Origin of the sequence: Flavivirga aquimarina (genome assembly GCF_030540835.1) — a bacterium.
In the GTDB taxonomy this organism is placed as follows: domain Bacteria; phylum Bacteroidota; class Bacteroidia; order Flavobacteriales; family Flavobacteriaceae; genus Flavivirga; species Flavivirga aquimarina.
In genome coordinates, this window is the sequence record NZ_JAUOEK010000179.1 from 1 (window position 1) to 22183 (window position 22183).

General features: G+C 32.3%; 20 protein-coding genes. 9 read left to right on the top strand and 11 right to left on the bottom strand.

Annotated elements, in window-relative coordinates:
- Positions 1-217 precede the first annotated feature (217 nt).
- The gene (locus Q4Q35_RS19280; protein ID WP_303279665.1) at positions 218-1234 is read left to right on the top strand and encodes a S66 peptidase family protein; all 1017 of its coding nucleotides are present in this window, start codon (positions 218-220) and stop codon (positions 1232-1234) included.
- 319 nt (positions 1235-1553) lie between these two features.
- A complete protein-coding gene (locus tag Q4Q35_RS19290) occupies positions 1554-2321 on the top strand; it encodes a HEAT repeat domain-containing protein (protein WP_303279666.1) in 768 nt (255 codons plus the stop codon).
- Here the strand turns inward: Q4Q35_RS19290 and Q4Q35_RS19295 are convergent.
- The 5 genes from Q4Q35_RS19295 to Q4Q35_RS19315 form a co-directional block, all read right to left on the bottom strand.
- The gene (locus Q4Q35_RS19295; protein WP_303279667.1) at positions 2314-5334 is read right to left on the bottom strand and encodes an energy transducer TonB; all 3021 of its coding nucleotides are present in this window, start codon (positions 5332-5334) and stop codon (positions 2314-2316) included. The two genes, Q4Q35_RS19290 and Q4Q35_RS19295, sit on opposite strands and share 8 nt — an antisense overlap.
- A gap of 11 nt (positions 5335-5345) precedes the next feature.
- Positions 5346-5885 (bottom strand): RNA polymerase sigma factor, encoded by a 540-nt coding sequence (locus Q4Q35_RS19300; RefSeq protein WP_303279668.1) that lies wholly within the window; start codon positions 5883-5885, stop codon positions 5346-5348.
- 143 nt (positions 5886-6028) lie between these two features.
- Positions 6029-6352 (bottom strand): TraR/DksA family transcriptional regulator, encoded by a 324-nt coding sequence (locus Q4Q35_RS19305; protein WP_303279669.1) that lies wholly within the window; start codon positions 6350-6352, stop codon positions 6029-6031.
- Positions 6353-6359: 7 nt separating this feature from the next.
- Positions 6360-7016: a hypothetical protein gene (locus Q4Q35_RS19310; protein WP_303279670.1), complete on the bottom strand. Its 657-nt coding sequence runs from the start codon at positions 7014-7016 to the stop codon at positions 6360-6362.
- A 57-nt stretch (positions 7017-7073) separates the two neighbouring features.
- Complete coding sequence (locus tag Q4Q35_RS19315) at positions 7074-7847, bottom strand: DnaJ domain-containing protein (protein ID WP_303279671.1); 774 nt, start codon at positions 7845-7847, stop codon at positions 7074-7076.
- Between the two features lie 121 nt (positions 7848-7968).
- On the opposite strand from Q4Q35_RS19315, the gene Q4Q35_RS19320 reads away from it, so the two are divergent.
- From Q4Q35_RS19320 to Q4Q35_RS19345, 6 genes are all read left to right on the top strand, one after another.
- Positions 7969-8379 (top strand): BrxA/BrxB family bacilliredoxin, encoded by a 411-nt coding sequence (locus tag Q4Q35_RS19320; protein WP_303279672.1) that lies wholly within the window; start codon positions 7969-7971, stop codon positions 8377-8379.
- A gap of 101 nt (positions 8380-8480) precedes the next feature.
- A complete protein-coding gene (locus Q4Q35_RS19325) occupies positions 8481-8882 on the top strand; it encodes a hypothetical protein (protein ID WP_303279673.1) in 402 nt (133 codons plus the stop codon).
- Between the two features lie 26 nt (positions 8883-8908).
- Positions 8909-9646, top strand: coding sequence for a lysophospholipid acyltransferase family protein (locus tag Q4Q35_RS19330; protein ID WP_303279674.1), 738 nt, complete (start codon positions 8909-8911; stop codon positions 9644-9646).
- A 9-nt stretch (positions 9647-9655) separates the two neighbouring features.
- Positions 9656-10648, top strand: coding sequence for an acyl-ACP desaturase (locus Q4Q35_RS19335; protein WP_303279675.1), 993 nt, complete (start codon positions 9656-9658; stop codon positions 10646-10648).
- Between the two features lie 16 nt (positions 10649-10664).
- Positions 10665-11591: an AraC family transcriptional regulator gene (locus Q4Q35_RS19340; RefSeq protein ID WP_303279676.1), complete on the top strand. Its 927-nt coding sequence runs from the start codon at positions 10665-10667 to the stop codon at positions 11589-11591.
- A gap of 174 nt (positions 11592-11765) precedes the next feature.
- Positions 11766-12428 carry an HD domain-containing protein gene (locus tag Q4Q35_RS19345; RefSeq protein ID WP_303279677.1) on the top strand — a complete coding sequence of 221 codons (663 nt, stop codon included), beginning with the start codon at positions 11766-11768 and terminating at the stop codon, positions 12426-12428.
- A 2-nt stretch (positions 12429-12430) separates the two neighbouring features.
- On the opposite strand, the gene Q4Q35_RS19350 is transcribed toward Q4Q35_RS19345, so the two are convergent.
- Positions 12431-13303, bottom strand: a complete 873-nt coding sequence (locus Q4Q35_RS19350) for an AraC family transcriptional regulator (protein ID WP_303279678.1) — start codon at positions 13301-13303, stop codon at positions 12431-12433.
- 204 nt (positions 13304-13507) lie between these two features.
- On the opposite strand from Q4Q35_RS19350, the gene Q4Q35_RS19355 reads away from it, so the two are divergent.
- Positions 13508-14107, top strand: coding sequence for a hypothetical protein (locus Q4Q35_RS19355; RefSeq protein ID WP_303279679.1), 600 nt, complete (start codon positions 13508-13510; stop codon positions 14105-14107).
- Positions 14108-14169: 62 nt separating this feature from the next.
- On the opposite strand, the gene Q4Q35_RS19360 is transcribed toward Q4Q35_RS19355, so the two are convergent.
- The 5 genes from Q4Q35_RS19360 to Q4Q35_RS19380 all read right to left on the bottom strand — a co-directional run bounded on the left by Q4Q35_RS19360 (position 14170) and on the right by Q4Q35_RS19380 (position 22122).
- Positions 14170-15243: a PA0069 family radical SAM protein gene (locus Q4Q35_RS19360; RefSeq protein ID WP_303279680.1), complete on the bottom strand. Its 1074-nt coding sequence runs from the start codon at positions 15241-15243 to the stop codon at positions 14170-14172.
- Between the two features lie 259 nt (positions 15244-15502).
- Positions 15503-17836 carry a transglycosylase domain-containing protein gene (locus Q4Q35_RS19365; RefSeq protein ID WP_303279681.1) on the bottom strand — a complete coding sequence of 778 codons (2334 nt, stop codon included), beginning with the start codon at positions 17834-17836 and terminating at the stop codon, positions 15503-15505.
- 236 nt (positions 17837-18072) lie between these two features.
- A complete protein-coding gene (locus Q4Q35_RS19370) occupies positions 18073-20406 on the bottom strand; it encodes a penicillin-binding protein 1A (protein ID WP_303279682.1) in 2334 nt (777 codons plus the stop codon).
- A gap of 68 nt (positions 20407-20474) precedes the next feature.
- Positions 20475-20960: a gliding motility lipoprotein GldH gene (locus Q4Q35_RS19375; protein WP_303279683.1), complete on the bottom strand. Its 486-nt coding sequence runs from the start codon at positions 20958-20960 to the stop codon at positions 20475-20477.
- Complete coding sequence (locus Q4Q35_RS19380) at positions 20947-22122, bottom strand: PSP1 domain-containing protein (RefSeq protein WP_303279684.1); 1176 nt, start codon at positions 22120-22122, stop codon at positions 20947-20949. Before Q4Q35_RS19380 ends, Q4Q35_RS19375 begins: the two co-directional genes overlap by 14 nt.
- Positions 22123-22183: the final 61 nt, after the last annotated feature.

The window sequence follows — 22183 nt, forward strand, 5'->3', positions numbered from 1 at the left end:
ATCTAATATGTCACGTTGAGCGCAGTCGAAACGCTTTAAAGGTAATAACTAACAAGTCCTTCGACTGCGCTCAGGAGGACAATGGAACTATCATTTCGACTACGTCATTGCTTACGCTAGTTAAATTTTAACACGGGTCTCAGAATGACGAATCATTTTGAAGCCGTAAAAGTACACATTTTGACTGCGATTTAGAAAAAAAATGTACATTTACATTATGTCAAAAATCTTATTAATTACGGCTTTGTGTTGTGCTGTTTTTTTCTTTACAAAAAACAGTCTTTCAGCACAAAATACTTCATCAACTAAAACAAATACATTGATACAACCACCATATTTAAAAGCAGGCGATACGGTTGCCATAGTAGCACCCTCGGGTGTTTTAAAAAACAGAACTAAAGAAGTACAGCAAGCCAAAACGCTTTTAAAAAGTTGGGGATTGCACCCTATTGTTGGTAAACATGTTTTTAATCAGGCCAATCATTTTGCTGGTACTGATGATGAACGTTGTGAAGATTTTCAAAATGCTTTAGACGATCCTAAAATTAGTGCTATATGGTGCGCACGCGGCGGCTACGGAACGGTTAGAATATTAGACAAATTGGATTACACCAAATTTAAACAAAATCCAAAATGGCTTATTGGTTATTCTGATATAACTGCTCTTCATAATCAATTTCACAATGTAGGTGTAGAATCTATTCATGCCATGATGTGTACCAGTTTGCAAGACGATTTAGGAACTATTAAAGAAACACTTTCAACTTTTAAAGATGCGATTTTCGGAAAATCACTCAGTTATACTTTAGAAGGCTCTAAATACAACAAAACAGGAAACACTTCGGCTCCTATTGTTGGGGGTAACTTAACTATGCTACATACCATGCTGGGTTCTAAAACAAGTATTGATGTTTCTGGGAAAATTTTATTTATTGAAGAAATTGGTGAGTATAAATATCATATAGATCGTATGTTACAGAGTTTAAAACGTGCTGGCTATTTTGACAATTGTAAAGGTGTTATTGTTGGGGATATGACCAAGCTTAGAAAAAACACGACACTTTGGGGGACTTCCATCGAACAACTAATTCTAGATGCTTTATCTGATTATGATTTTCCTATTGCATTTAATATGCCGGCAGGGCATGAAAAGGATAATCGTGCTATGATTCTGGGTAGAATAATACAGTTGACAGTAGACAAGAATAAGTCTTCAATTATATTTCAAAATTAATAGCTCGTTTTTCTATCTTAAAAAAAGAATATAAGAAGATCAAAGTGCTTTTGTTGATAGAAGCAAAGAAAACGTTCTTACACTCCAAACTGATTTAAATGATGATCTATATGTTTATAAAACATATTGTTCCACTCTTGTTTAGATAGTTTACCAAAAGAATGCGATTCTCTATTATCAAAATACGATTCTCCTAAGTCTTGTGTTTTGTTTAAGTAATTAATGAGCCGTTCTTTTTCTGTCTCAAAGTTTTTCGAATCAGTAATTAATTAGTTAACACTCATGAAATTTATTTTATTTTTATCTTGAAACTATTATTATGAGTTTTTATGATTTATCAAAAGAAGTACGAAATCAACTTGTTGAAAAAATCAATAAAGACATTGCTCATGATTTAACTTCGAATAGAGTTGAAAATATTATCACATGTTTTTCAGATGAAGACACTTATATTCGTAAAACAGGTTATTTAGCTATTGGTAAGATATTTTATTCTAAACCAGAATTACAAAAAACGATTCTTTCAACATTAAAAGAATTATTAAAATCAAACCCTGAAAAAATACGTCAAACTACCGTAAATGCTGCTGGCGAAATTGGTAAATTTCATTTTGAAAAAGTGCAAGCTTTTTTTGATACTGGATTATTTGACGAACATCATTCTGTTAGAAATGCCGTAATAGGTTCTGTTAAAAAAATGGGAGAGAAAAACCCCGTTCCTGTTTTAGCTTGGGCAAAAACCTACTTAAAACATCCTGATAAAGAGGTGCGTCGTGAAGTTTGTCACGGTATTGAATTACGAGGTCGCACACATCCTCAAGACATTTTACCACTATTAAGAGAACTGGAATTTGACAATACCAATCGGGTTACCGATACTCTAATCCATGTTTTAGGGCAAATTGCTTATAAAAATGGTTGCTTAAAAACCGTGGTTGCTCACCTTAACACTTGGAAAAATAAAGCACTTGTTGAAAAAGCTTTGGATGAAATTGTTGATGTACACAATCGTTATAAAAAATTTGCTGTTTTAACGCAGCAAGAGGCTATTGAGTTTATTGATGGGAATTATAAGCCAATTAGTTAAATAATTTATCTAACTTTTTTAATTGTTCTTTCAGTTCAGCAATTGTTGCTTCTTTAAAATTGAATTCTATATTAGGGTTTTCTTCTGTTGTGGTTTCAATTATATCTAAATACAACTTCCCATTGTCTTTTTTTGTAACAACTAGGATGATATCTTCATTTTTAGGAACCATTTCAAAATCAAAAACATTACCCCTTCTAAAACCTGGTAAAACAGAATTAATAGACTTAAAAATCATACTTACTTTAGCTCCTCCGTTATTATTTATTTTAATTTTATACTTTATTTTTTGTTTATTTCTTATAAATCTATCACAGTTTATCCAGCCTAAATTTGAAGTTCTTAATATATAACGGTTAACCTCGGAAGCTGTTACCTTTGTACTTTCCTTTCCTTTTAATCTGTTTTTAAATCTTATATTATTTATGGAATCTCGTATTCGCTTACGTACTCTCAAATCACTACCTATTTTGGCAATAAATTCTCCATCACCTTCAACTCGAAAAATAATTGGTAAAGAATAAGGGACTGTAACTGCTTTTCCTCTTTGTTTTCCTGGTATCATTTTTGGTAATAAAGCAATAACTCTATTGGCTTCATCTTCTAAATCAGGATCGGAAGCTCTTGATCGAATATTAACCACATTGCCATTTTGGTTAATTCTAAATATAGTATTGATACGTTGTCTTCCTGTTAAACCTAAATTTTTAGCCATTTCTGTGTTAAAATTTCTTTGAACAAATTTATTTATAGCATCAGTTGTACATTCTTTAGCAGTTACTTTATCTAAAGTTTCACAACCTGGATAAATTGGCACTTGTTCCACAATAGAAAATGGCACTTGAGTATTTTCTTCTACTTCAATAATTCCCTCATCATCAATTATACTTTCTTCTTTTAAATCTTCCTCAATACTCCAATTAATAGCTCCATTTTTCCACTCTCCAGAAAAAAGTTGCATCCCTTCTTTTTTATTAGCAGTTAGAAATGAAATTTCAATGCTTGAGTTTTCTCTTAACTTTAAATCTACTTCACCCTTTTTAGCTTCAATAAAAAGCATGCCTCCGGTTTCTAATTGTTTTCCATTTGAAGTTGTACTAAGATTAGCCAAAAGCATATCGGATAATTTATAGTATTCAGTAACATTTAAATCAATATTTCCTTTTATAAGATTACCCTTGCTATCTGTAAATGAGTTTGCTTTTATAATTAACTTTGTCCTTTCTTTACAGTTTATCGTAGTATCTTTTTTAGTATCAACCCTAAAAACTTGGGAAACTTTACTGTACTTAAAAACCTCCCCTTCCTTTGATTTAGCTGCTACTTGATTATAAACTTCCTCCTCCTCTTTAAGTTGTTTATCATTTTGATTAGAGATTGAGTCTAAAACTATTGATTTATTACTTTTCGGTTTATCATTGTTAGATAAAGGATCGGGAGTATTAATTGAGCTATTTAAGGTTAAAATCGACCTTATTTGAGATTCATTAATCTTTTTAAAGTCAACTTTAAGAGTTCCGTTTTCACTAAACCGCACTGATTTCTTGAAACCATAAATATGTTTCCCTTTAATTCCAATTGCTACAATATAAAAACTTCTGTTAACTGGTAAATCTATCTCATTACCATACACATTTAATACTGTGTTATTTTTTTTGTCAACAACATAAAGTTCATTGTGATTTGTCTTTACATTAAAATTGAGTTTTACTGTTATTTTTTGTTCTTCGCTGGCAAACCTATCGATGTTTATCCAACCTAGTTTGGATAATTGAATTGTTTGATAAATTTTATCTAAAGTTTCATATATCTTCTTATTCTCTTCTTTTAAATAATATTGTTCTTTCTTTAATTTATTATAATTTTCTTTTGAAATCGCATCTTTCATTTTACTTAATTCTAATTTAGAAACTTGCTCATAAACAGATGCAGATGCGATATTATAGCGTTTAGAATACCTAAAATCTTCCAAATTAATTAAAACAGAATCAATTGTAATTTCTCTTTTGTTTTTTAACCAAGCCAAAGAATCAACTTCAATTATTCTATAATATTCTTCATCAGAACTAACTCTTTCTTCCTCTAAAAGCACTTTCTCTTTATACACCCTTATAGTATCCTCACTTTTATCATAATAATTCACCTTGGGAAAGTTTTTCTCAATATCTATGCGCCCCAAACTATCAATCAAATACATTTTTTTATACATATCAACACCATACAGTCTAGTTAATTCTTCGTCAATAAAAGAAACTATAGAATTCCCAATAAAAATGACAAATGGAAAGGCCTCTAATTCAACTTCAGAGGCTTCCCAATTCATATTATTTTCCTCATCTCTTGCCCCATAAAATATTTGCATATCACCTTCTGTTGTATGCCTTGGAAATCTAACATCAATTGTCTTACCCTCTTTTAAAACTAAAGACTCACCATTTGCTTTAATATCAATTTTAAATGCGCCACCGGAAACCAGCCATTTATTATTGGAACATGTTTGAGCATTTGCCAAAAGCAAATCCTGTTTGTTAATTAATTCAATTAACTCAATGTTTAAAGAATCTGCTATGAATGGTTTATTAGGGCTTGTTTCTAAATCCTTAGGGTTAAACCGAACAATCGTTCCTTTTTCCCCAATAACTTCAACAATTGAATCGATTGCAACCTGAAAGTTTTGGACATATTCTAATTCGAAATTTAGTTTACTTTTTAAGGTTTCTTTATCTGAGTTAAATACATTAAAAAAGATCACTGTACATAAAGCGATTACTATTGAAGTAAATCCAAAATATTTAAACCATTTATTTCTAACATAAGATTGTTTTGCTTTTTTAATTTCTCCTTTTAAAGATTGTCTTTTTAAGCCTTCTAAAAAAACGATATGCTCTTCGTATAAACCTTTAAAATCAGTGTCAGTTTTTAATAAATCTTCAAAACCTTGAACTTCTTTTTCAGAAAGTCTTTTGTTTAAATACTTATTGATCAACTCGATATTTTGAATATTGTTTTTCATGATTTCCCGAATTAAGATTGAACTGTTTTACTTGCTCGATAGATGTCTTTTGCTTTTGTTAAGCACTTATACTTCTGGTTTTTTGCAATCTTTTCAGATTTAAATTGCATCATATTAGCGATCTCTTTAAAAGACATCGCTTTATAATAAAACAGTTGTAAAAGTTGTCGACACCGTTCTCCTAATTTGAGAAATGCACGTTCTGCGAGTTTGTATTTTTTTTCTTCTAAAACACTGTGAAAGTATTCTACGTCGTTTTGACTTAAATCATGTAGTTCTTCTTTAGAAAATTTCTTCTGAGTATCCTTCCATATAAATCGTGATACTGAGTACAAATAGGTATAAAATGAAGATGTTAGTTTGAAATCTGATTTTTCCAGATTCCTGTTTAATATGATGAGTGCTTCTTGAAAAACATCTGAAGCGTCTTGCTTTTTTCCTCCTTTTGAAACTACTAGAGCTTCAATTTTTGGATATAAGCTGTATAACTTTTTGAAAGCTTTTTCACGTTGACCATCTTTAAAAAGCGCTAAGATTTTTGTATCGTTCATAAAACTGGTTTATTACTTAATGGTCAAATTGTGAAAAGGTCTCCTTAATTATTTCGATATTTTAAAATTCACACAAGCTTGTCATATTGATATGAGGTATAATTGAGACATTGCTTCTTTTTTCATAGTACTAGTTTAGCATATTAACTCGCACAATTAACACATAATAAACTTTGTGGACGAATTAAAATCCTACCTACTGGGATAGGTTGTTTACATTTTAAACAAATACCAAAATCCTGGGTTCCAAACTTATCAAGAACTCGTTTAAGATTGTCAAGTTTAATTTCAGCCTGACGCAAAGATGCTTCGTTAACACTTTTGTTATTTATAGCATCCATTCTACTTACTCTACCAATAGAAACATCTGGAGCTATCGGTTTTGTCAATTCTTTATAGTCTAAGATTGCCTTTTCGGTCCTCGAAATTTCTTCTAATAACTTTATTTTAACGGCATCTTGATTCATAAAAGTATTATTTACAATCATCTATAGATTCTAGGACATCATCATAATTCAATTTTAATTGAGTATCAAGTTGATTTATAACATTTAAAATTTTAAAAAGCTTTTTAAGATCTCCTTCTTGTAATGCATCAGCAGCTTTGTCAATTTCTTTTTTTACTCTTTCTTGAAGATTATACATACTCTCTAATTCATATAAACAATTATAATCAAACTCATTTGCAATATTAATGGTTCGTATCGTTTCCCAAGCTATAGAAGTAATGTCCGGAATTTCTAATTCTATAAAAGTATCTCCGGTATAAAGATATTTTTGTGACTCAAATTGAATTGAATCTTTAACTTTAAAAAAGTTTGGATATTCCTTTTCAAGTTGTATCCGTTCTTTAGGAGTTACGATAATTTCAGAAGAGGACTTATTGTAAATCATTGAATACGCTTTAAATGCTTTTTCAATTTTTTGATTAGGTAATCTAGCTTTATCTAATTCAATACTGTTATTAGTTATTTCCTCTTTAATTTTGGAAACAACTACTTCTTTATCTTGATTTGCTTTCTTATTAGTATTCCAATTATTAAACCAAATAGCAAGATTAATACCAATGAAAATAAGTAAAACTTCTCTAACTATATATTTCCAATCTAGTTTAAAATTTCGCTTATTCATTTCATTTAAAAATTTATTTTTTTTGAAGCAGCCTTAATACTTATATACGCTTAACAACTAAAATCCGCGCTCCTTCTGCAACTGTTCATAAGCCATTTGTACTTGTCTGAACTTTTCTTCAGCGCCATTTTGGTGTTCTTTCCCTAAATGTATTACTTTATCTGGATGGTATTTCTTAGCCATTTTTCGATAGGCCTTTTTTATATCGTCAACCGTAGCACTTTTATCAATTTCTAAAACCTTATAAGCATTATCACTACTGTTATAAAACATCGCTTTAATACTTTCGTAATCGCGAGAACTAATCCCTAAGTATCCGGCCATGGTATAAATTTGTCGTTCCTCATCATCTGTTACCGTACCATCGGCCTTGGCAATACCAAATAAGAAATGCATGAGCTGTAAACGTGATGGATGATCCATCATGTGTTTAATCTGCAAGCAAACCTGTCTGGTCGAAATGTTATTTTGATTATTAATACCTTTGAATAGTTTGAATGCATGATTTGCGCGCTCTTTACCATACATATTCACAAATTGCTGACGTACAAAATCCAACTCTCTTTGGTCTTGTTTACCATCTGCTTTTATAATTATAGACGATAAAATAAGTAAACTCACTTCAAAATCGCCAGATTGAGTTTGTGGGCGTTGTCCGGGTTGCGTTCTATAAGTAGGTCTTCTACCTTGTTGTCCTTGTTCTAAAAAAGGACTGCCTTTACCATTTGATACCGAATCAATAAAGCTTCCTAATGCAACTCCAATAATAGCCCCTATTGGGCCTCCAAAAGACCAACCCAAAGCACCGCCTATCCATTTTGAAAAACTCATGTAAGTAATAGATTTTAATTATGACCAAATATAATATTTGTTAGTTGATTGATTCACAATTTTGTTACACAATTGGTATCTTTGCAGTCTAAAAAATTGTTAATTATAAAAATTTAAAAATATGTATCCACCAGAATTAGTAAAACCAATGCGCGAAGATTTAACAAATGTTGGTTTTGAAGAATTACATACTTCTGAAGCCGTAGATGCTGCTTTGGCAAAAGAAGGCACCACTTTAGTTGTTGTAAATTCGGTTTGTGGTTGTGCTGCGGCCAATGCGCGTCCGGGAGCAAAAATGAGTTTACAAAATGAAAAACGTCCTGTAAATATTGTAACCGTTTTTGCGGGTGTTGATAAAGAAGCTGTCGATAAAGCTCGTGGTTATATGATTCCGTTTCCTCCAAGCTCACCGAGTATGGCATTATTTAAAAACGGCGAATTGGTACACATGCTAGAACGTCACCATATAGAAGGACGCCCAGCAGAACTTATTGCGGAAAATTTGATAGATGCTTACAACGAACATTGTTAAAAGAATAATATTCATTAAAAATTAAACCACGGAAATTGTGGTTTTTTTATGAGTATTACGCAACCTATTCGTTATTTTTTCATCTTATTAAAAAAAGAGGTATGAAACTGTCTTTAAACCCTATATTGGTTTTTGTTTGTTTTGTTTTATTAGTTGCTACTGGTTGTTCATCTAATGATAATAGCACCCCTACCTACGAAAGCGAACTAGAGGAACTTAGCTTATTAAGAGCTGAGGTTGAAGCTTTAGCCGATGCATCCGTCTGTGATGGAACATCAGAATGCAAATTTATTGCCCTTGGGAGTAAACCCTGTGGCGGACCATGGTCTTATTTAATATATACAACCTCTATTGATGTTGAACAATTACAAGCTGCGGTTAAAGATTATAATCAAAAAGAAGCTGTTTTTAATATAAAATGGAATATTGTTTCAGATTGTGCATCCGCTTTACAACCAACTAGTATAAGCTGTGAAAATAACAGCTGTGTACTTACGTATTAAAACTAAGTTTTTACTTATTTTTGCGCATGCAAAAATTGTTGTCATATCCATTAACTTTTATTTATTCCCTTTGTTTTTTAATAACAATACTCATATTTCACCCTATCCAATGGGTTAGTTTTAACGTTTTTGGTTATAAAGGGCATAAAAAAAGTGTCGATTTAATGAACATGTGTTTAATGCGATGCCTCCATATTTTAGGTACTCGATTCACATTTAGTAATGTTCATCATATTGAAACCAACCAACCACTTATTGTCGTTTGCAATCATCAAAGCATGTACGACATCTCTCCTTTGTCTGTTTTTTTAAGAAAATACCATCCAAAATTTATTAGCAAAATAGAATTAGGTAAAGGTATTCCTAGTGTATCATATAATTTACGTCACGGTGGATCTGCCTTAATAGATAGGAAAAATCCACGACAATCTTTACCTGCTATCATGAAATTTGGTGAATACATTGAAAAAAACAAACGAGCTGCAGTTATTTTTCCAGAAGGAACAAGAAGCAAGGACGGTAATCCTAAATCCTTTCAAACAAAAGGGTTAGAGATTCTATTTAAAAAAATACCTTCGGCTTTAGTTGTTCCTATTTCTATAAATAACTCATGGAAAACAGTTCGTTATGGAAAATTTCCTATGGGTTTAGGAACTCATATAACTTTTACCGTACATAAGCCTATAAAAGTTAGTACCTTTGCCAACAAGCAAGAGCTTATAAATAATATTGAAACTACAATTAAAGCACATATTCACCCATAAAAAATATAGATGTCGTTAAAGAATGTTAGATTAGAAGTGATGAAGTTTTTGGAAAAAGACGTCGAATCCTTAATAGAAAAATACTTAATACCTATAGAAAAAATTTGGCAACCAACCGATTTTTTACCAAACTCTGAAGGTGATACTTTTTTTGAAGAAGTACGTGAAATAAGAGAACTTTCTAAAGAACTGCCTTATGATTTTTGGGTGGTTTTAGTTGGAGATATGATTACTGAGGAAGCATTACCCACATACGAATCGTGGTTAATGGATGTAGAAGGTGTTAATCAGGTCGATGGAGAAAATCCATGGGCAAAATGGGTACGCCATTGGACAGCTGAAGAAAACCGTCATGGCGATGTACTTAACAAATACTTGTACCTTTCCGGACGTGTAAACATGCGTGAAATTGAGAAAACCACACAATATCTTATTGCAGATGGTTTTGATATTGGAACCGACAGAGACCCTTACAAAAACTTTGTTTATACTAGTTTTCAAGAGTTGGCAACCTATATTTCTCACAACAGAGTTGCTAAAATTGCTAAAAAGTGTGGCAATAAACAATTAGGAAAAATGTGCCAGATTATTTCTGGTGATGAAATGAGGCATCATCATGCATACTCAGAGTTTGTAGAGCGTATTTTTAAAGTAGATCCCAGTCAAATGATGATGGCATTTTATTATATGATGAAACAAAAAATAACCATGCCCGCACACTTTTTAAGAGAATCTGGAAACAAAATAAGTACAGCGTTCGAAGAGTTCTCTAACACAGCACAACGTATAGGTGTTTATACATCAACAGATTATGTAGATATTTTACAAAAACTAATAACACGTTGGGAAATAGATAAGGTTACAAATCTAACCGATGAAGCCGAAAAAGCCAGAGAATATTTAATGAACCTCCCTGCAAGAATGCATCGTTTATCTGAACGTATTAAAATTCCAGAAAATTCATTTCAATTCAAATGGGTAGAACCAGCTATTGTGAAGTAAATTTATGATTTTATAAATGGCGATTTCAGATAATTTTTTAGATAAAAATTATATTCGTCGAATTAATCTCGCTTTAAATTTTATTGATGATAATCTAGACTCTGAATTATTATCGCTAGAAACTGTTTCAAAAATAGCACTTTATTCGCCATTTCATTTTCACAGGCTTTTTAAAGCCATAATAGGAGAAACCCTTAATGCATATATATCTAGAAGGCGTATTGAAAAAGCAGCTTCTGTATTAATGCATAAAAAGGATGTTAATATAACCGAAATTTCCCTTTCGTTTGGGTTTAACAGCAATTCTTCTTTTACCAGAACCTTTAAAAAATTTTACGGGGTAAGCCCTTCTGAATTTAGAAAACAAAGTTCAGGTAGGTTTAGCAAGATAAGTCAAGAGGAAAGCAAGAATGGGCAAGAAAACTTGATTTTCGAAAAATATATTTGCAACATTAATAATCATTTAAACTGGATAAAAATGAATGCAGATATTGAAATTAAAGACATCCCCGAATTACACTTTGCTTGTATAACACACATAGGTGTTGACGGTATTGAGCAGGTTTTCGATAGATTAATAAAATGGGCGATTCCTAAAGGATTCATGCAAAACTCTGAAGCTAAATTGGCTAGAATTTTTCATGATAGCTTTAAAATTACGGCACCAAATAAAGTACGCATGAGTGTTTCATTAATTACAAAAAGTGATTTTGTAAATGAAGGTGAAATACATAAGATATCTATTAGCAGAGGCACATGTATTGTTGGTCGTTTTGAAATATTACCTAAAGATTTTGAACAAGCCTGGACTAGCCTTTTTGTTTGGATGCATGATAATGGTTATAAAAAATCGGATAAAAATCCGTTTGAAATATATCACAATGATTTTCGTGAACACCCTGAAAATAAATTTATAGTAGATTTACATATCCCTATTGAATAAATACCTTTTTGATTTGTAAATTAGAGCCCGTATCTGAGTTCGATTTAAGACAAATTCATTTTAATAATATTGTCACCTTGAGCGGAGCCGAAAGGCTCAACTTGACATATAAGTTTATTGTTTTGATTTTCAATTAGATATATTTATTATTAAATCGAAACTCAGGTTAACTATATGTACATGGAAGAAATTATACAAAAAACCATATTCTTTGTAAAAGAACAGTTAAATAATGCTGAGGGTGGACACGATTGGTTCCATATAGAACGTGTCTATAAAAATGCACTTCTTATAGCTAAAACAGAGCAAGTTGATATGCTTGTTGTTGCTTTAGGTGCATTACTTCATGATATTGCCGACAGTAAATTTCATAATGGTGATGAAACCGTTGGATCCAGAATAGCTCGGGAGTTTTTATTTAAGCTAAATATAGATTCTACAATTATTGAGCATGTTATAAATATTATTGAGAATATCTCCTTTAAATCTAGTCTATCGACAGACAGGGGTGTTACATTTAAATCTTCGGAATTAAATGTTGTACAAGATGCAGATCGATTAGATGCAATTGGAGCTATTGGTATTGCACGTTGCTTCAATTACGGTGGTTTTAAAAACCGACAACTTTATAATCCTGATATAAAGCCTAATCTGAATATGAGCAAAGCCGAATACAAAGCTTCAAATGCACCAACCATCAATCATTTTTACGAAAAGCTACTACTCTTAAAAGATAAAATGAATACCAAAACCGGAAGGCGAATCGCCACAAACAGACACGCCTTTATGGAGTTGTATCTTAAACAATTTTATAATGAATGGAATGGAAAAGAATAGCTTTATTGTATAATCAGTTTTATTTCCTTTCTATATTGTGAGGCACTTTTGTTGGTTATCTCATGAAACTGCTTATTAAAGTGCGAAAAATTATTAAACCCACATTCAAAACAAATATCAGCAATACTCATTTGACTTTCATTTAATAGTTTCGTTGCATGCACCACTCTATATTCGTTAACCAATTTAGTAAATGTTTTACCTGTAACACGTTTAAAGTATCTACAAAATGCAGGAACGGTCATACTTACCTTATCGGCTATTTCATCTAAACTAATATGATTTTGAAAATTTCTATTAATATGCTTATAAATAATATCAATTTTTGCACTGTCTTGCGGTTCTGTTTCAAAAGCAAAACCATCTGCATTTAAAATCACATAATCATCCGTTTTAGCTAAATGGTTTAATATTTCCAAAAATTTTAAAACCCTGTCAAACCCTTCATAATCTAAAAGCTTATCAATCTTTGGTCCAACAATTTTTTTCGTTTCTACATTGAATCGAATGCCTTTTTTCGCCCTGTCAAATAATGAAGCTATTAATACCGTCTCTGGAATATTAACAAAATCATCTCCTAAAAAGTTAGAAGCAAACTGAACGGTTGTTTCTGTTCCATTAGCAGTTAATCGGTCTGTAAAACCATTATGCGGTAAATTAGATCCTATTAATATAAGCTGACTATTATTAAAATAAGATAAATGAGTTCCTATATGCGTTTTTCCTTGTCCTTTATTTACATAAACAAGTTCTAGTTCTGGATGAAAATGCCAAAATGCATTATACTTATCAACCTTGACCATATGTTGTTTAACTAATATAGAGCTACCAAAACTGGGGCTAAGTTTCTCTAAAGTAGGCTTTTTGTTAATCATATCATAGTAATTTAAGTAGCAAAATTACTATATATAAATTTGAAAACCTATATTCAATTATCATTATTATATGCTATTTTAACTTTACATATATTTAACATTGATTTAACAGGTAAAATAGCATATAAATTGGCCAAATCTGATGTTTTACAACGCTCTATTCTAACATACCTTTGTATTGTTAAATGATGTAAAATCCAAATCATGAAAAATTTAATTAAAAAAATCCGAAAAAGTCTATTAGTAGTAACAGTGTTTACTGCGGTAATAGGTAACGCTAGTGAAATTTCTTCTTTCGTAATTGAAAAAGATCTTAAAGGGAGTGCACTAACAATTGATAATGTAGAAGAAGGAGACTTATTATCTATTAAAAATTATAAAGGTATCATTATATATAAAGAGACTATTCAATCTTCTGGTACTTACGAAAAGGGGTTCGATTTAACTGAACTACCTGATGGTAACTATTTTTTTGAAATAGATAAAGATCTTGAAATTAAAACGATTCCTTTTTCTGTAAAAGGCAGCAAAGTAGTTTTTAACAAAAACAATGAAGGCATTATTTTTAAGCCTTTTATTGAAGAAAGAAACAACTTGGTTTATGTATCAAAATTTGCCCCAAATCTTGAACCATTAGAAATAAGTATATACGGAAAGTATGACGATGGTACATTTGGGTTATTGCACTCAGAAAAAGTTGAGGGAGATTTAACTATACAAAAATTATATAAACTTGAAAAAGGAATTTTTAAAATTATCCTAAATTCAAATAACAAAGTATATACGAAATTCATTAATCATTAATTAGTTTAATGTCTTATTTAGTTTAGTTTGTAAAAGTGGGCGTGGTTGCCCACTTTTTTTATTTAAAAAAGTCTTAGTTGCCCTTCTTTATACTGGTCATGCAAATCTAAATTAAGTTTTGGCATTACTTTTTTATTAAAATATTTTAGCCTTGCTAGTTTTACAAGCTTATTAATTTGCTCTGCAATTTTACCTTCACCTCTCATTCTAGTGCCATATCGAGAATCATTTAAATGACCGCCATGACAACTTTCTATTTGGTGCAATACTTTTTCGGCACGATCTGGCATGGTTTTATAAATCCAGTCCTTAAAAATATCTCCAATAGCTCCATTAAGCCTCACTATGGTATGTGCTATAGACATAGCGCCATGCTCTGATGCCGCTTTAGCTAAAGGCAGTATTTCATGACTATTTATAGCAGGAATAATAGGTGCCAACATTACATTTACCGGAATACCGTTTTCGCTTAAAATTTTAACGGTTTCCAGCCTTTTTTTAATGGTAGCTGTTCGAGGCTCTAAAATACGCCTCGTATGTTCCGATAATGAGGTAATTGACATATTTACTCCTATTAAATTATCTTTCGCTAAAGCCTTTAAAAGATCTAAATCTCTAAGAATTAATGCATTTTTGGTAATAATAGCTACAGGGTGCCTGTATTTTAAAAATATATCTAAACATTGTCTTGTAATTTCAAATTGCTTTTCGGCAGGTTGGTAACAATCGGTGTTTCCCGACATAACGATAGGATGTGCTTTCCAGCTTTTCTTTTTTAGAAGTGTTTCTAATAATTTGGGGGCATCTTTTTTTACCATAATACGCCGTTCAAAATCTAAGCCAGCACTATAGCCCCAATACTCATGTGTATTTCGAGCATAACAGTAAATACAACCATGCTCACAGCCCTGATATGCATTCATAGAGTACGTCATACCAATATCCGGACTCTCCACTTTATTTACTATAGTCTTAGGAAAAACAGGCAGATATAATGTTTTATTTTTATCGCTTTCTTCTCCTTCTTTCCGGCAAAATTCTAGAAAATCATCGCGCATTTCGTGACTTAATTCAAAGAAACGGTTAGGGACATTAAGCTGCGCACCACGTCCTTTTATGGCAGTTTTTGTGTTCATTATAGTAAAAATAAAGGTTGAATGCTTTTTGAGAAGCTCTTTAAAATTACTTATAATTTATATTGAAAAATGTTAAAATGAAAAAGGGTTATTAACAAACTTGATATATTAAGATTTGATTATTAAAAAGTAGTTAATTTCCTTAGACTTTTAAAAATATTATAATGAATTTTACAAACATCACGATTGCCCAATTGAATGAAAAATTTCAGACTGATTTTATGTTTGAAAGTAAACTCAAATCGAAAAATGTTTTCTATTAAAACCCGCTTAAATCTTCGGGTATATCGTCATTTGGATCATCATCGATAACCTCGTTTGAAACTTTAGAGCAGTCTACATTTATAGACAGGTTTTTTGGTTCTTCAAAAGCTTCTGTAGAAATATTTAATGTCTTATCCGCATAACAACTTTTCATATATAGCCCCCAGATAGGTAATGCCATAGAAGCGCCTTGTCCGTAAGTTATCGATTTAAAATGTGCTGCTCTATCTTCTGCACCAACCCAAACACCTGTAACTAAATTAGGTACCATACCCATAAACCAACCATCACTTTGGTTTTGGGTCGTTCCTGTTTTTCCTGCTATAGGGTTTTTAAATCCATAAGGATAACCTGTTATTATTTCTTTATATTCTGGTCTGCTGGCTGCATGGGTATGTCTTAATCTTGTTCCTGAACCACCTTGAGTAACACCTTCCATCAGCTTTACTGATACATAGGCTGTTTCTTCACTTAAAGCATCTCGTGTTACTGGCTTAAACTGATATAAAATAGTTCCGTTTTTATCTTCAATCGTAGTAACCATAACAGGTTTTGTATAGACACCTTTGTTTACAAATGCAGAATACGCGCCCACCATTTCATAAACACTTATATCTGGAGTACCTAAGGCTATTGATGGTACTGCTAATATTTCTGAGTCTATTCCTAAGTTTTTTGCTAAATCTACAACAGGTTGCGGACCTACTTTATCAATTAATCTTGCCGTTATCGTATTTACAGAATTTGCTAAAGCATTCTTTAAAGTTCTAGTTCCTCCATAATCATTATCTCCTCCAGAGTTTTTAGGGCACCATTCTTCTGGATTACCATGTTTATCTTTTTCTATACAAAACGGTGTATCTGGAAATTCATCACAAGGCGAATAATGTAATTGATCTATAGCTGCTGTATAAACAAGAGGTTTAAATGTAGACCCTATTTGACGTTTTCCTTGTTTTACCATATCGTACTGAAAATGTCTGTAATTCATACCACCTACCCAAGCTTTTACATGGCCTGTTAATGGATCCATAGACATCATACCTGTTCTTAAAAACGATTTATAGTATCGCATAGAATCTATGGGCTTCATAATGGTATCCACCTCAGAAGGTTTACCTTTTTCCCATTTAAAAACAGTCATTTTTGTTGGCTTATCAAACGATGCTATAATCTCAGCATCAGACCTTCCTTCTTTCTTTAGTATTCTCCATCGTTCTCCTTGTCTCATAGAACGCTTCATTAAGGCTTCAATTTCTTTTCTATCTAGCTCTAAAAATGGGGCTGTAGGATTCCTTTTAGGTGTGTTTTGATTAAAAAACTCAGCTTGCAATCTTGGCATATGTTGTTGCACTGCAGCCTCAGCATATCTTTGCATACGTGAATCTATAGTGGTATAAATTTTTAAACCATCATTGTATAAATTATATTTTGTACCATCTGGTTTCGGATTCTTTTTAATCCAATCTTTCATAAAACCATCTAAATACCCTCTAAAATAAGTCGCAATACCGTCACGATGTGATTGTGGTGTATATCGTAAATCTAACTCTGTTTTTTGAAGTGAATCTTTTATAGTTTCATTGATATAATCGTAGTTTTCCAATTGATACAAAACAACATTCCGTCTGTTTCTCACTCCAACAGGATTCCTTCTTGGATTATATAATGATGAATTTTTAAACATCCCTACCAACATGGCAGATTCTTTCATACTTAATTCACCTGGCTCTTTATTAAAATAGATCGCTGCTGCACTGCGAATACCATCTGCATTATTGCCAAAATCGTAAATATTAAAATATTGAGCAATAATTTCTTCTTTGGTATATTGACGCTCTAAACGAATGGCTATAATCCATTCTTTTACTTTTTGAGTAATTCTTCCTAAAGTACTACGAGAAGCCGCCCCTGTAAATAATTGTTTTGCCAATTGTTGGGATATTGTACTTGCGCCCCCTCCAGAGCCTAGCATAACAATAGCTCGAAGTGTCCCTCTGGCATCTATTCCTGCATGGTCATGAAAACGTGCATCTTCTGTAGCAATTAAGGCATCTATTAAGTTTTGTGGCAACTCACCATAACCCACAGGTGTCCTATTATCATTTAAATAAAATTTACCTAAAGTTTTTGCATCTGAAGAAATAATTTCAGTTGCTAAATGTGTTTTGGGGTTTTCTAATACGGTGTGATCTGGTAAATCTCCAAAAAAAGATGTGAGTAAAAATATAAGTATTACAAAAAGTACCCCTCCTGTAAATAACATCCAAAACCAACGAATGTATTTTGAAAAATCTTGAGTTGTTGTTTCTTGCTTTTTTTTTGCCATTTAACTTTATAATATTAAAATTTACTGGATATAATTCTATTTATTCGTTTTAAGGTTTCTCTATTCTAAAACCAATACCTGTGATACCTTCTAGCCCTATAACACCATTAACCTTGCCATTTTCTTGTTTATTAGCACCGTTCTGTAACAAGTGTTTTAAAAACCTCAGCACCCCAAAACATAATATCTTACCTAATTTTGCTAAAATATATCTTTTTTTTCTTTGAACACATTTATTAAAATTTGTCTAAACCTTCAGGGATACCATTACTAGAATCATCATCAATAATCTCTGAAACATCAGAGCAGTCCACATTTATAGATAAATCCTTTGGTTTTTCAAATGGTTCCGTAGAAATATTTAATGTTTCGTCTGCATAACAGCTTTTCATATATAAACCCCAAATTGGTAATGCCGTAGAAGCACCTTGTCCGTAAGTTATGGATTTAAAATGTGCAAACCTATCTTCAGCTCCTACCCAAACTCCTGTCACTAGATTAGGTACCATACCCATAAACCAACCATCACTTTGGTTTTGGGTCGTTCCTGTTTTTCCTGCTATAGGGTTTTTAAATTTATAGGGATAACCCGTAATTATTTTTTTATAATCTATTCTGTTAGCTTTGTGATCATGCTTTAAATTTGATCCTGAACCACCTTCTGTAACACCTCGTAGAAGATTAACCACAACATAAGCTATTTCTTCGCTTAAAACAACTCGTGTTTTCGGTTTAAATTCATACAAAACAGTATCATTTTTATCTTTAATGGTGGTAACCATGACAGGTTTTGTATAGACGCCCTTGTTAACAAAAGTAGAATAAGCACCCACCATTTCATAAAGACTTATCTCTGAAACTCCTAAAGCTATGGAAGGCAGAACCGGGATTTCAGATTCAATTCCTAATTTCTTTGCCAAATCTACGACAAGTTGTGGACCAACTTTATCGATTAATCTTGCTGTAATAGTATTTACAGAAGTCGCTAAAGCATTTTTTAACGTTTTGGTACCTCCATAATCATTCTCTCCGTTAGCGTTTTCTGGACACCACTCTTCCGAATTTCCATGTTTGTTTTTTTCTATACAAAATGGTGTGTTCGGAAACTCATCGCATGGTGAATAATGCAACTGATCTATTGCAGTTGCATAAACAAACGGCTTAAATGTCGATCCAACTTGACGTTTTCCTTGTTTAACCATATCGTACTGAAAATGCCTGTAATTCATACCACCTACCCATGCTTTTACATGACCAGTCAACGGATCCATAGACATCATACCTGGTCTTAAAAACGATTTATAATAGCGCATAGAGTCGATAGGCTTCATAATAGTATCTACCTCTGAAGCTTTTCCGTCTTTCCATTCAAAAACGGTCATCTGTGTTGGCTTATAAAATGACGCTTCAATCTCAGCATTAGATTTTCCTGCTTTTTTTAATATTCTCCAACGTTCACCACGTCTCATGTAACGCTTCATTAAAGCATTTATTCCTGTTCTATCTAACCCCAAAAACGGTGCTGTAGGGTTCCTTTCAGGTGTATTCTGATTAAAAAACTCTGCCTGCAATCTAGGCATATGTTGTTGTACTGCTGCTTCGGCGTATCGCTGCATACGTGAATCTATGGTAGTATAAATTTTTAAACCATCATTGTATAAACTATATTTTGTACCATCTGGTTTTGGATTTTTATTAATCCAATCTTTCATGAACTTACTTAAATAGTTTCTAAAATAAGTCGCAATACCATCACGATGTGATTGTGGTGAGTAGCGTAAATCTAACTCTGTTTTTTGAAGTGAATCTTTTACTGCTTCATCAATATAATTGTAGTATTCTAGTTGGTGTAAAACAATATTACGTCTATTTTTTGTTCTTACTGGATGTCTTCTCGGGTTATATATTATAGAACTTTTAAACATCCCAACCAACATAGCAGATTCTTTCATATCCAAATCTTTTGGCTCTTTACCAAAATAGATCTCTGCTGCGCTACGAATACCATCTCCATTATTACCAAAATCGTAAATATTAAAATATTGAGCAATTATCTCTTCTTTGGTATATTGACGTTCTAAACGAATGGCTATAATCCATTCCTTTATCTTTTGAAGATATTTATCCCACCCTTTTGACCTCACACCAACAAATAATTGGCGTGCTAATTGTTGGGAAATAGTACTAGCTCCTCCTTTTTTTCCTAAAAAGAAAAACGCTCTTAAAGTGCCTCTTGCATCTATTCCAGAATGCTCTTTAAATCTCGCATCTTCTGTAGCAATTAAGGCATCTACTAAATTTTGTGATAACTCGTCATAACTCACAGGGGTTCTATTATCATTCAAATAGAATCTACCCAAAGTTTCTCCATCTGATGAAATGATTTCAGTTGCTAAATGAGTTTTAGGGTTTTCTAATACGGTATGGTCTGGCATTTCACCAAAAGCACCCCATGAAGCGAGCAAAAAAAGAAGTGTCACAAAAAAAACTCCCCCTACAAATAACATCCAAAACCAACGTATGTATTTTGAAAAATCCTGAGCCGTTGTCGCTTTCTTTTTTTTTACCATTTAACTTTTAAGTACTAAACATTTACTAGATATCATTCTGACAAAATTCAGAATTATAGGGAACTTTTTTAAGGTTTTTCAATTCTAAAACCAATATCTGTAATTCCTTCAAGTTCTATGACACCATTCACTTTTCCGTTTTCCCGCATGGCATGTTGTATATTAACGGTATAGTCTCCTGCCTCTTTAAAAATGACTTGTTCTTTATACCAAAGTTTGTTCTCTTTTACATCTGTAAGCCCAGTTCCTAAAAGTTTTCCACTGGGATCTGCCATCCTATATTCTAGCGTGTCTTTAATAGTTTTACCATGTGGAAAACTCATTTCAACAATTAAAAACAAATTGTTGTATTTATAATCGTTTGTGTTTCTTAAATTAACAAATAGATTGTATACATTTATAGAATCTGGAGGCGTTACTTTAAAACTAACTATAGAATCTTTATGCCACTTGTTAGGAACCGATTTATAGGTATCGAATACGCGATTAGAATCGCAGCATACTAAGACTAAGAAAGAAATTAAGAGACCTAATAATATCTTACTTTGCTGCATTTTTACTGTTTTGAGGTTTTCTTTTGTTTTTGTGCTTTCTTCTTCTATTATTTTTACGTTTATTCTTGGGTTTTGGACTATCAAAACGCGTTAAACTATCTTGACCTACAACGTTTTCAAACTCAGCTTTAGTATCTTCTGCTAATTCTGAAGCATATTCTTCAAGACTGGCAATTTTTTTATCTTTTTTGTTTAATTCAATAATTTCATTGGCTTGACTCGTAGTTATCTTATGCCAATTATTCCATTCTCCTTCATAAGCATACCACAAATGACCTTTAAAGATATCTGTTTTTTGACATACTGCAGTGCCTTTTACTGTTTGTAATTTTGTATCTGCTTTAGGAAAGTCTTTTAAGGCATCTAAATACGTGTCGAGCTCATAGTTTAAGCAACATTTTAATTTACCACATTGTCCTGCTAGCTTTTGAGGGTTTAATGATAGTTGTTGGTATCTGGCTGCCGATGTACTTACCGATCGGAAATCTGTTAACCATGTTGAACAGCATAACTCACGACCACAAGACCCAATGCCTCCAAGCCTTGAAGCTTCCTGGCGAAACCCCACTTGTTTCATTTCTATACGCGTTCTAAACTCGCGAGCAAACACTTTTATAAGCTCTCTAAAATCAACCCGTTCTTCTGCTGTATAATAAAAAGTAGCTTTGCTGGCATCTCCCTGAAACTCGATATCGGAAATTTTCATTTGCAGCTTCAAATCAATTGCAAACTGGCGGGCCTTTACTTTCATAGGCTCTTCTTTATCGCGTGCAGACGACCAGATATCAATATCTTTTTGACTTGCTTTTCGATAAATTTTTAAGGCTTCTTCCTCGTTATCCGATATGTTTTTACGTTTCATTTGAACACGTACTAATTCCCCCGTAAGAGTAACCATACCAATGTCATGCCCCGCTTTTGCTTGTGTTGCTACTATATCACCAATATTAAGTGTTAAGTTCGCTGTATTATTGTAATATTCTTTTCTTCCGTTTTTATAACGTACCTCAATCCAATTATATGGCTTTTCGCCATTAGGCAATGACATATTTGCCAACCAATCGAAAACAGTTAATTTATTGCAACTGTCTGTACCACAAGTACCATTGTTTTTGCAGCCTTTAGGTTGGCCGTCTTTAGTTAAGCAGCTTGCACAAGCCATATATTTTATATATTGAACTCGTTAATAATTTTAGATTATTACGAATGAAGATTAATAATTA

Bases quoted from the DNA above. Each gene is read 5' to 3' on its own strand.
- Q4Q35_RS19355 (WP_303279679.1), top strand. From the start codon at position 13,508: ATGAAAAATTTAATTAAAAAAATCCGAAAAAGTCTATTAGTAGTAACA.
- Q4Q35_RS19330 (WP_303279674.1), top strand. From the start codon at position 8,909: ATGCAAAAATTGTTGTCATATCCATTAACTTTTATTTATTCCCTTTGT.
- Q4Q35_RS19325 (WP_303279673.1), top strand. From the start codon at position 8,481: ATGAAACTGTCTTTAAACCCTATATTGGTTTTTGTTTGTTTTGTTTTA.
- Q4Q35_RS19320 (WP_303279672.1), top strand. From the start codon at position 7,969: ATGTATCCACCAGAATTAGTAAAACCAATGCGCGAAGATTTAACAAAT.
- Q4Q35_RS19315 (WP_303279671.1), bottom strand. From the start codon at position 7,847: ATGAGTTTTTCAAAATGGATAGGCGGTGCTTTGGGTTGGTCTTTTGGA.
- Q4Q35_RS19375 (WP_303279683.1), bottom strand. From the start codon at position 20,960: ATGCAGCAAAGTAAGATATTATTAGGTCTCTTAATTTCTTTCTTAGTC.
- Q4Q35_RS19290 (WP_303279666.1), top strand. From the start codon at position 1,554: ATGAGTTTTTATGATTTATCAAAAGAAGTACGAAATCAACTTGTTGAA.
- Q4Q35_RS19295 (WP_303279667.1), bottom strand. From the start codon at position 5,334: ATGAAAAACAATATTCAAAATATCGAGTTGATCAATAAGTATTTAAAC.
- Q4Q35_RS19365 (WP_303279681.1), bottom strand. From the start codon at position 17,836: ATGGCAAAAAAAAAGCAAGAAACAACAACTCAAGATTTTTCAAAATAC.
- Q4Q35_RS19300 (WP_303279668.1), bottom strand. From the start codon at position 5,885: ATGAACGATACAAAAATCTTAGCGCTTTTTAAAGATGGTCAACGTGAA.
- Q4Q35_RS19350 (WP_303279678.1), bottom strand. From the start codon at position 13,303: ATGATTAACAAAAAGCCTACTTTAGAGAAACTTAGCCCCAGTTTTGGT.
- Q4Q35_RS19345 (WP_303279677.1), top strand. From the start codon at position 11,766: ATGTACATGGAAGAAATTATACAAAAAACCATATTCTTTGTAAAAGAA.
- Q4Q35_RS19370 (WP_303279682.1), bottom strand. From the start codon at position 20,406: ATGGTAAAAAAAAAGAAAGCGACAACGGCTCAGGATTTTTCAAAATAC.
- Q4Q35_RS19335 (WP_303279675.1), top strand. From the start codon at position 9,656: ATGTCGTTAAAGAATGTTAGATTAGAAGTGATGAAGTTTTTGGAAAAA.
- Q4Q35_RS19380 (WP_303279684.1), bottom strand. From the start codon at position 22,122: ATGGCTTGTGCAAGCTGCTTAACTAAAGACGGCCAACCTAAAGGCTGC.
- Q4Q35_RS19280 (WP_303279665.1), top strand. From the start codon at position 218: ATGTCAAAAATCTTATTAATTACGGCTTTGTGTTGTGCTGTTTTTTTC.
- Q4Q35_RS19340 (WP_303279676.1), top strand. From the start codon at position 10,665: ATGGCGATTTCAGATAATTTTTTAGATAAAAATTATATTCGTCGAATT.
- Q4Q35_RS19305 (WP_303279669.1), bottom strand. From the start codon at position 6,352: ATGAATCAAGATGCCGTTAAAATAAAGTTATTAGAAGAAATTTCGAGG.
- Q4Q35_RS19360 (WP_303279680.1), bottom strand. From the start codon at position 15,243: ATGAACACAAAAACTGCCATAAAAGGACGTGGTGCGCAGCTTAATGTC.
- Q4Q35_RS19310 (WP_303279670.1), bottom strand. From the start codon at position 7,016: ATGAATAAGCGAAATTTTAAACTAGATTGGAAATATATAGTTAGAGAA.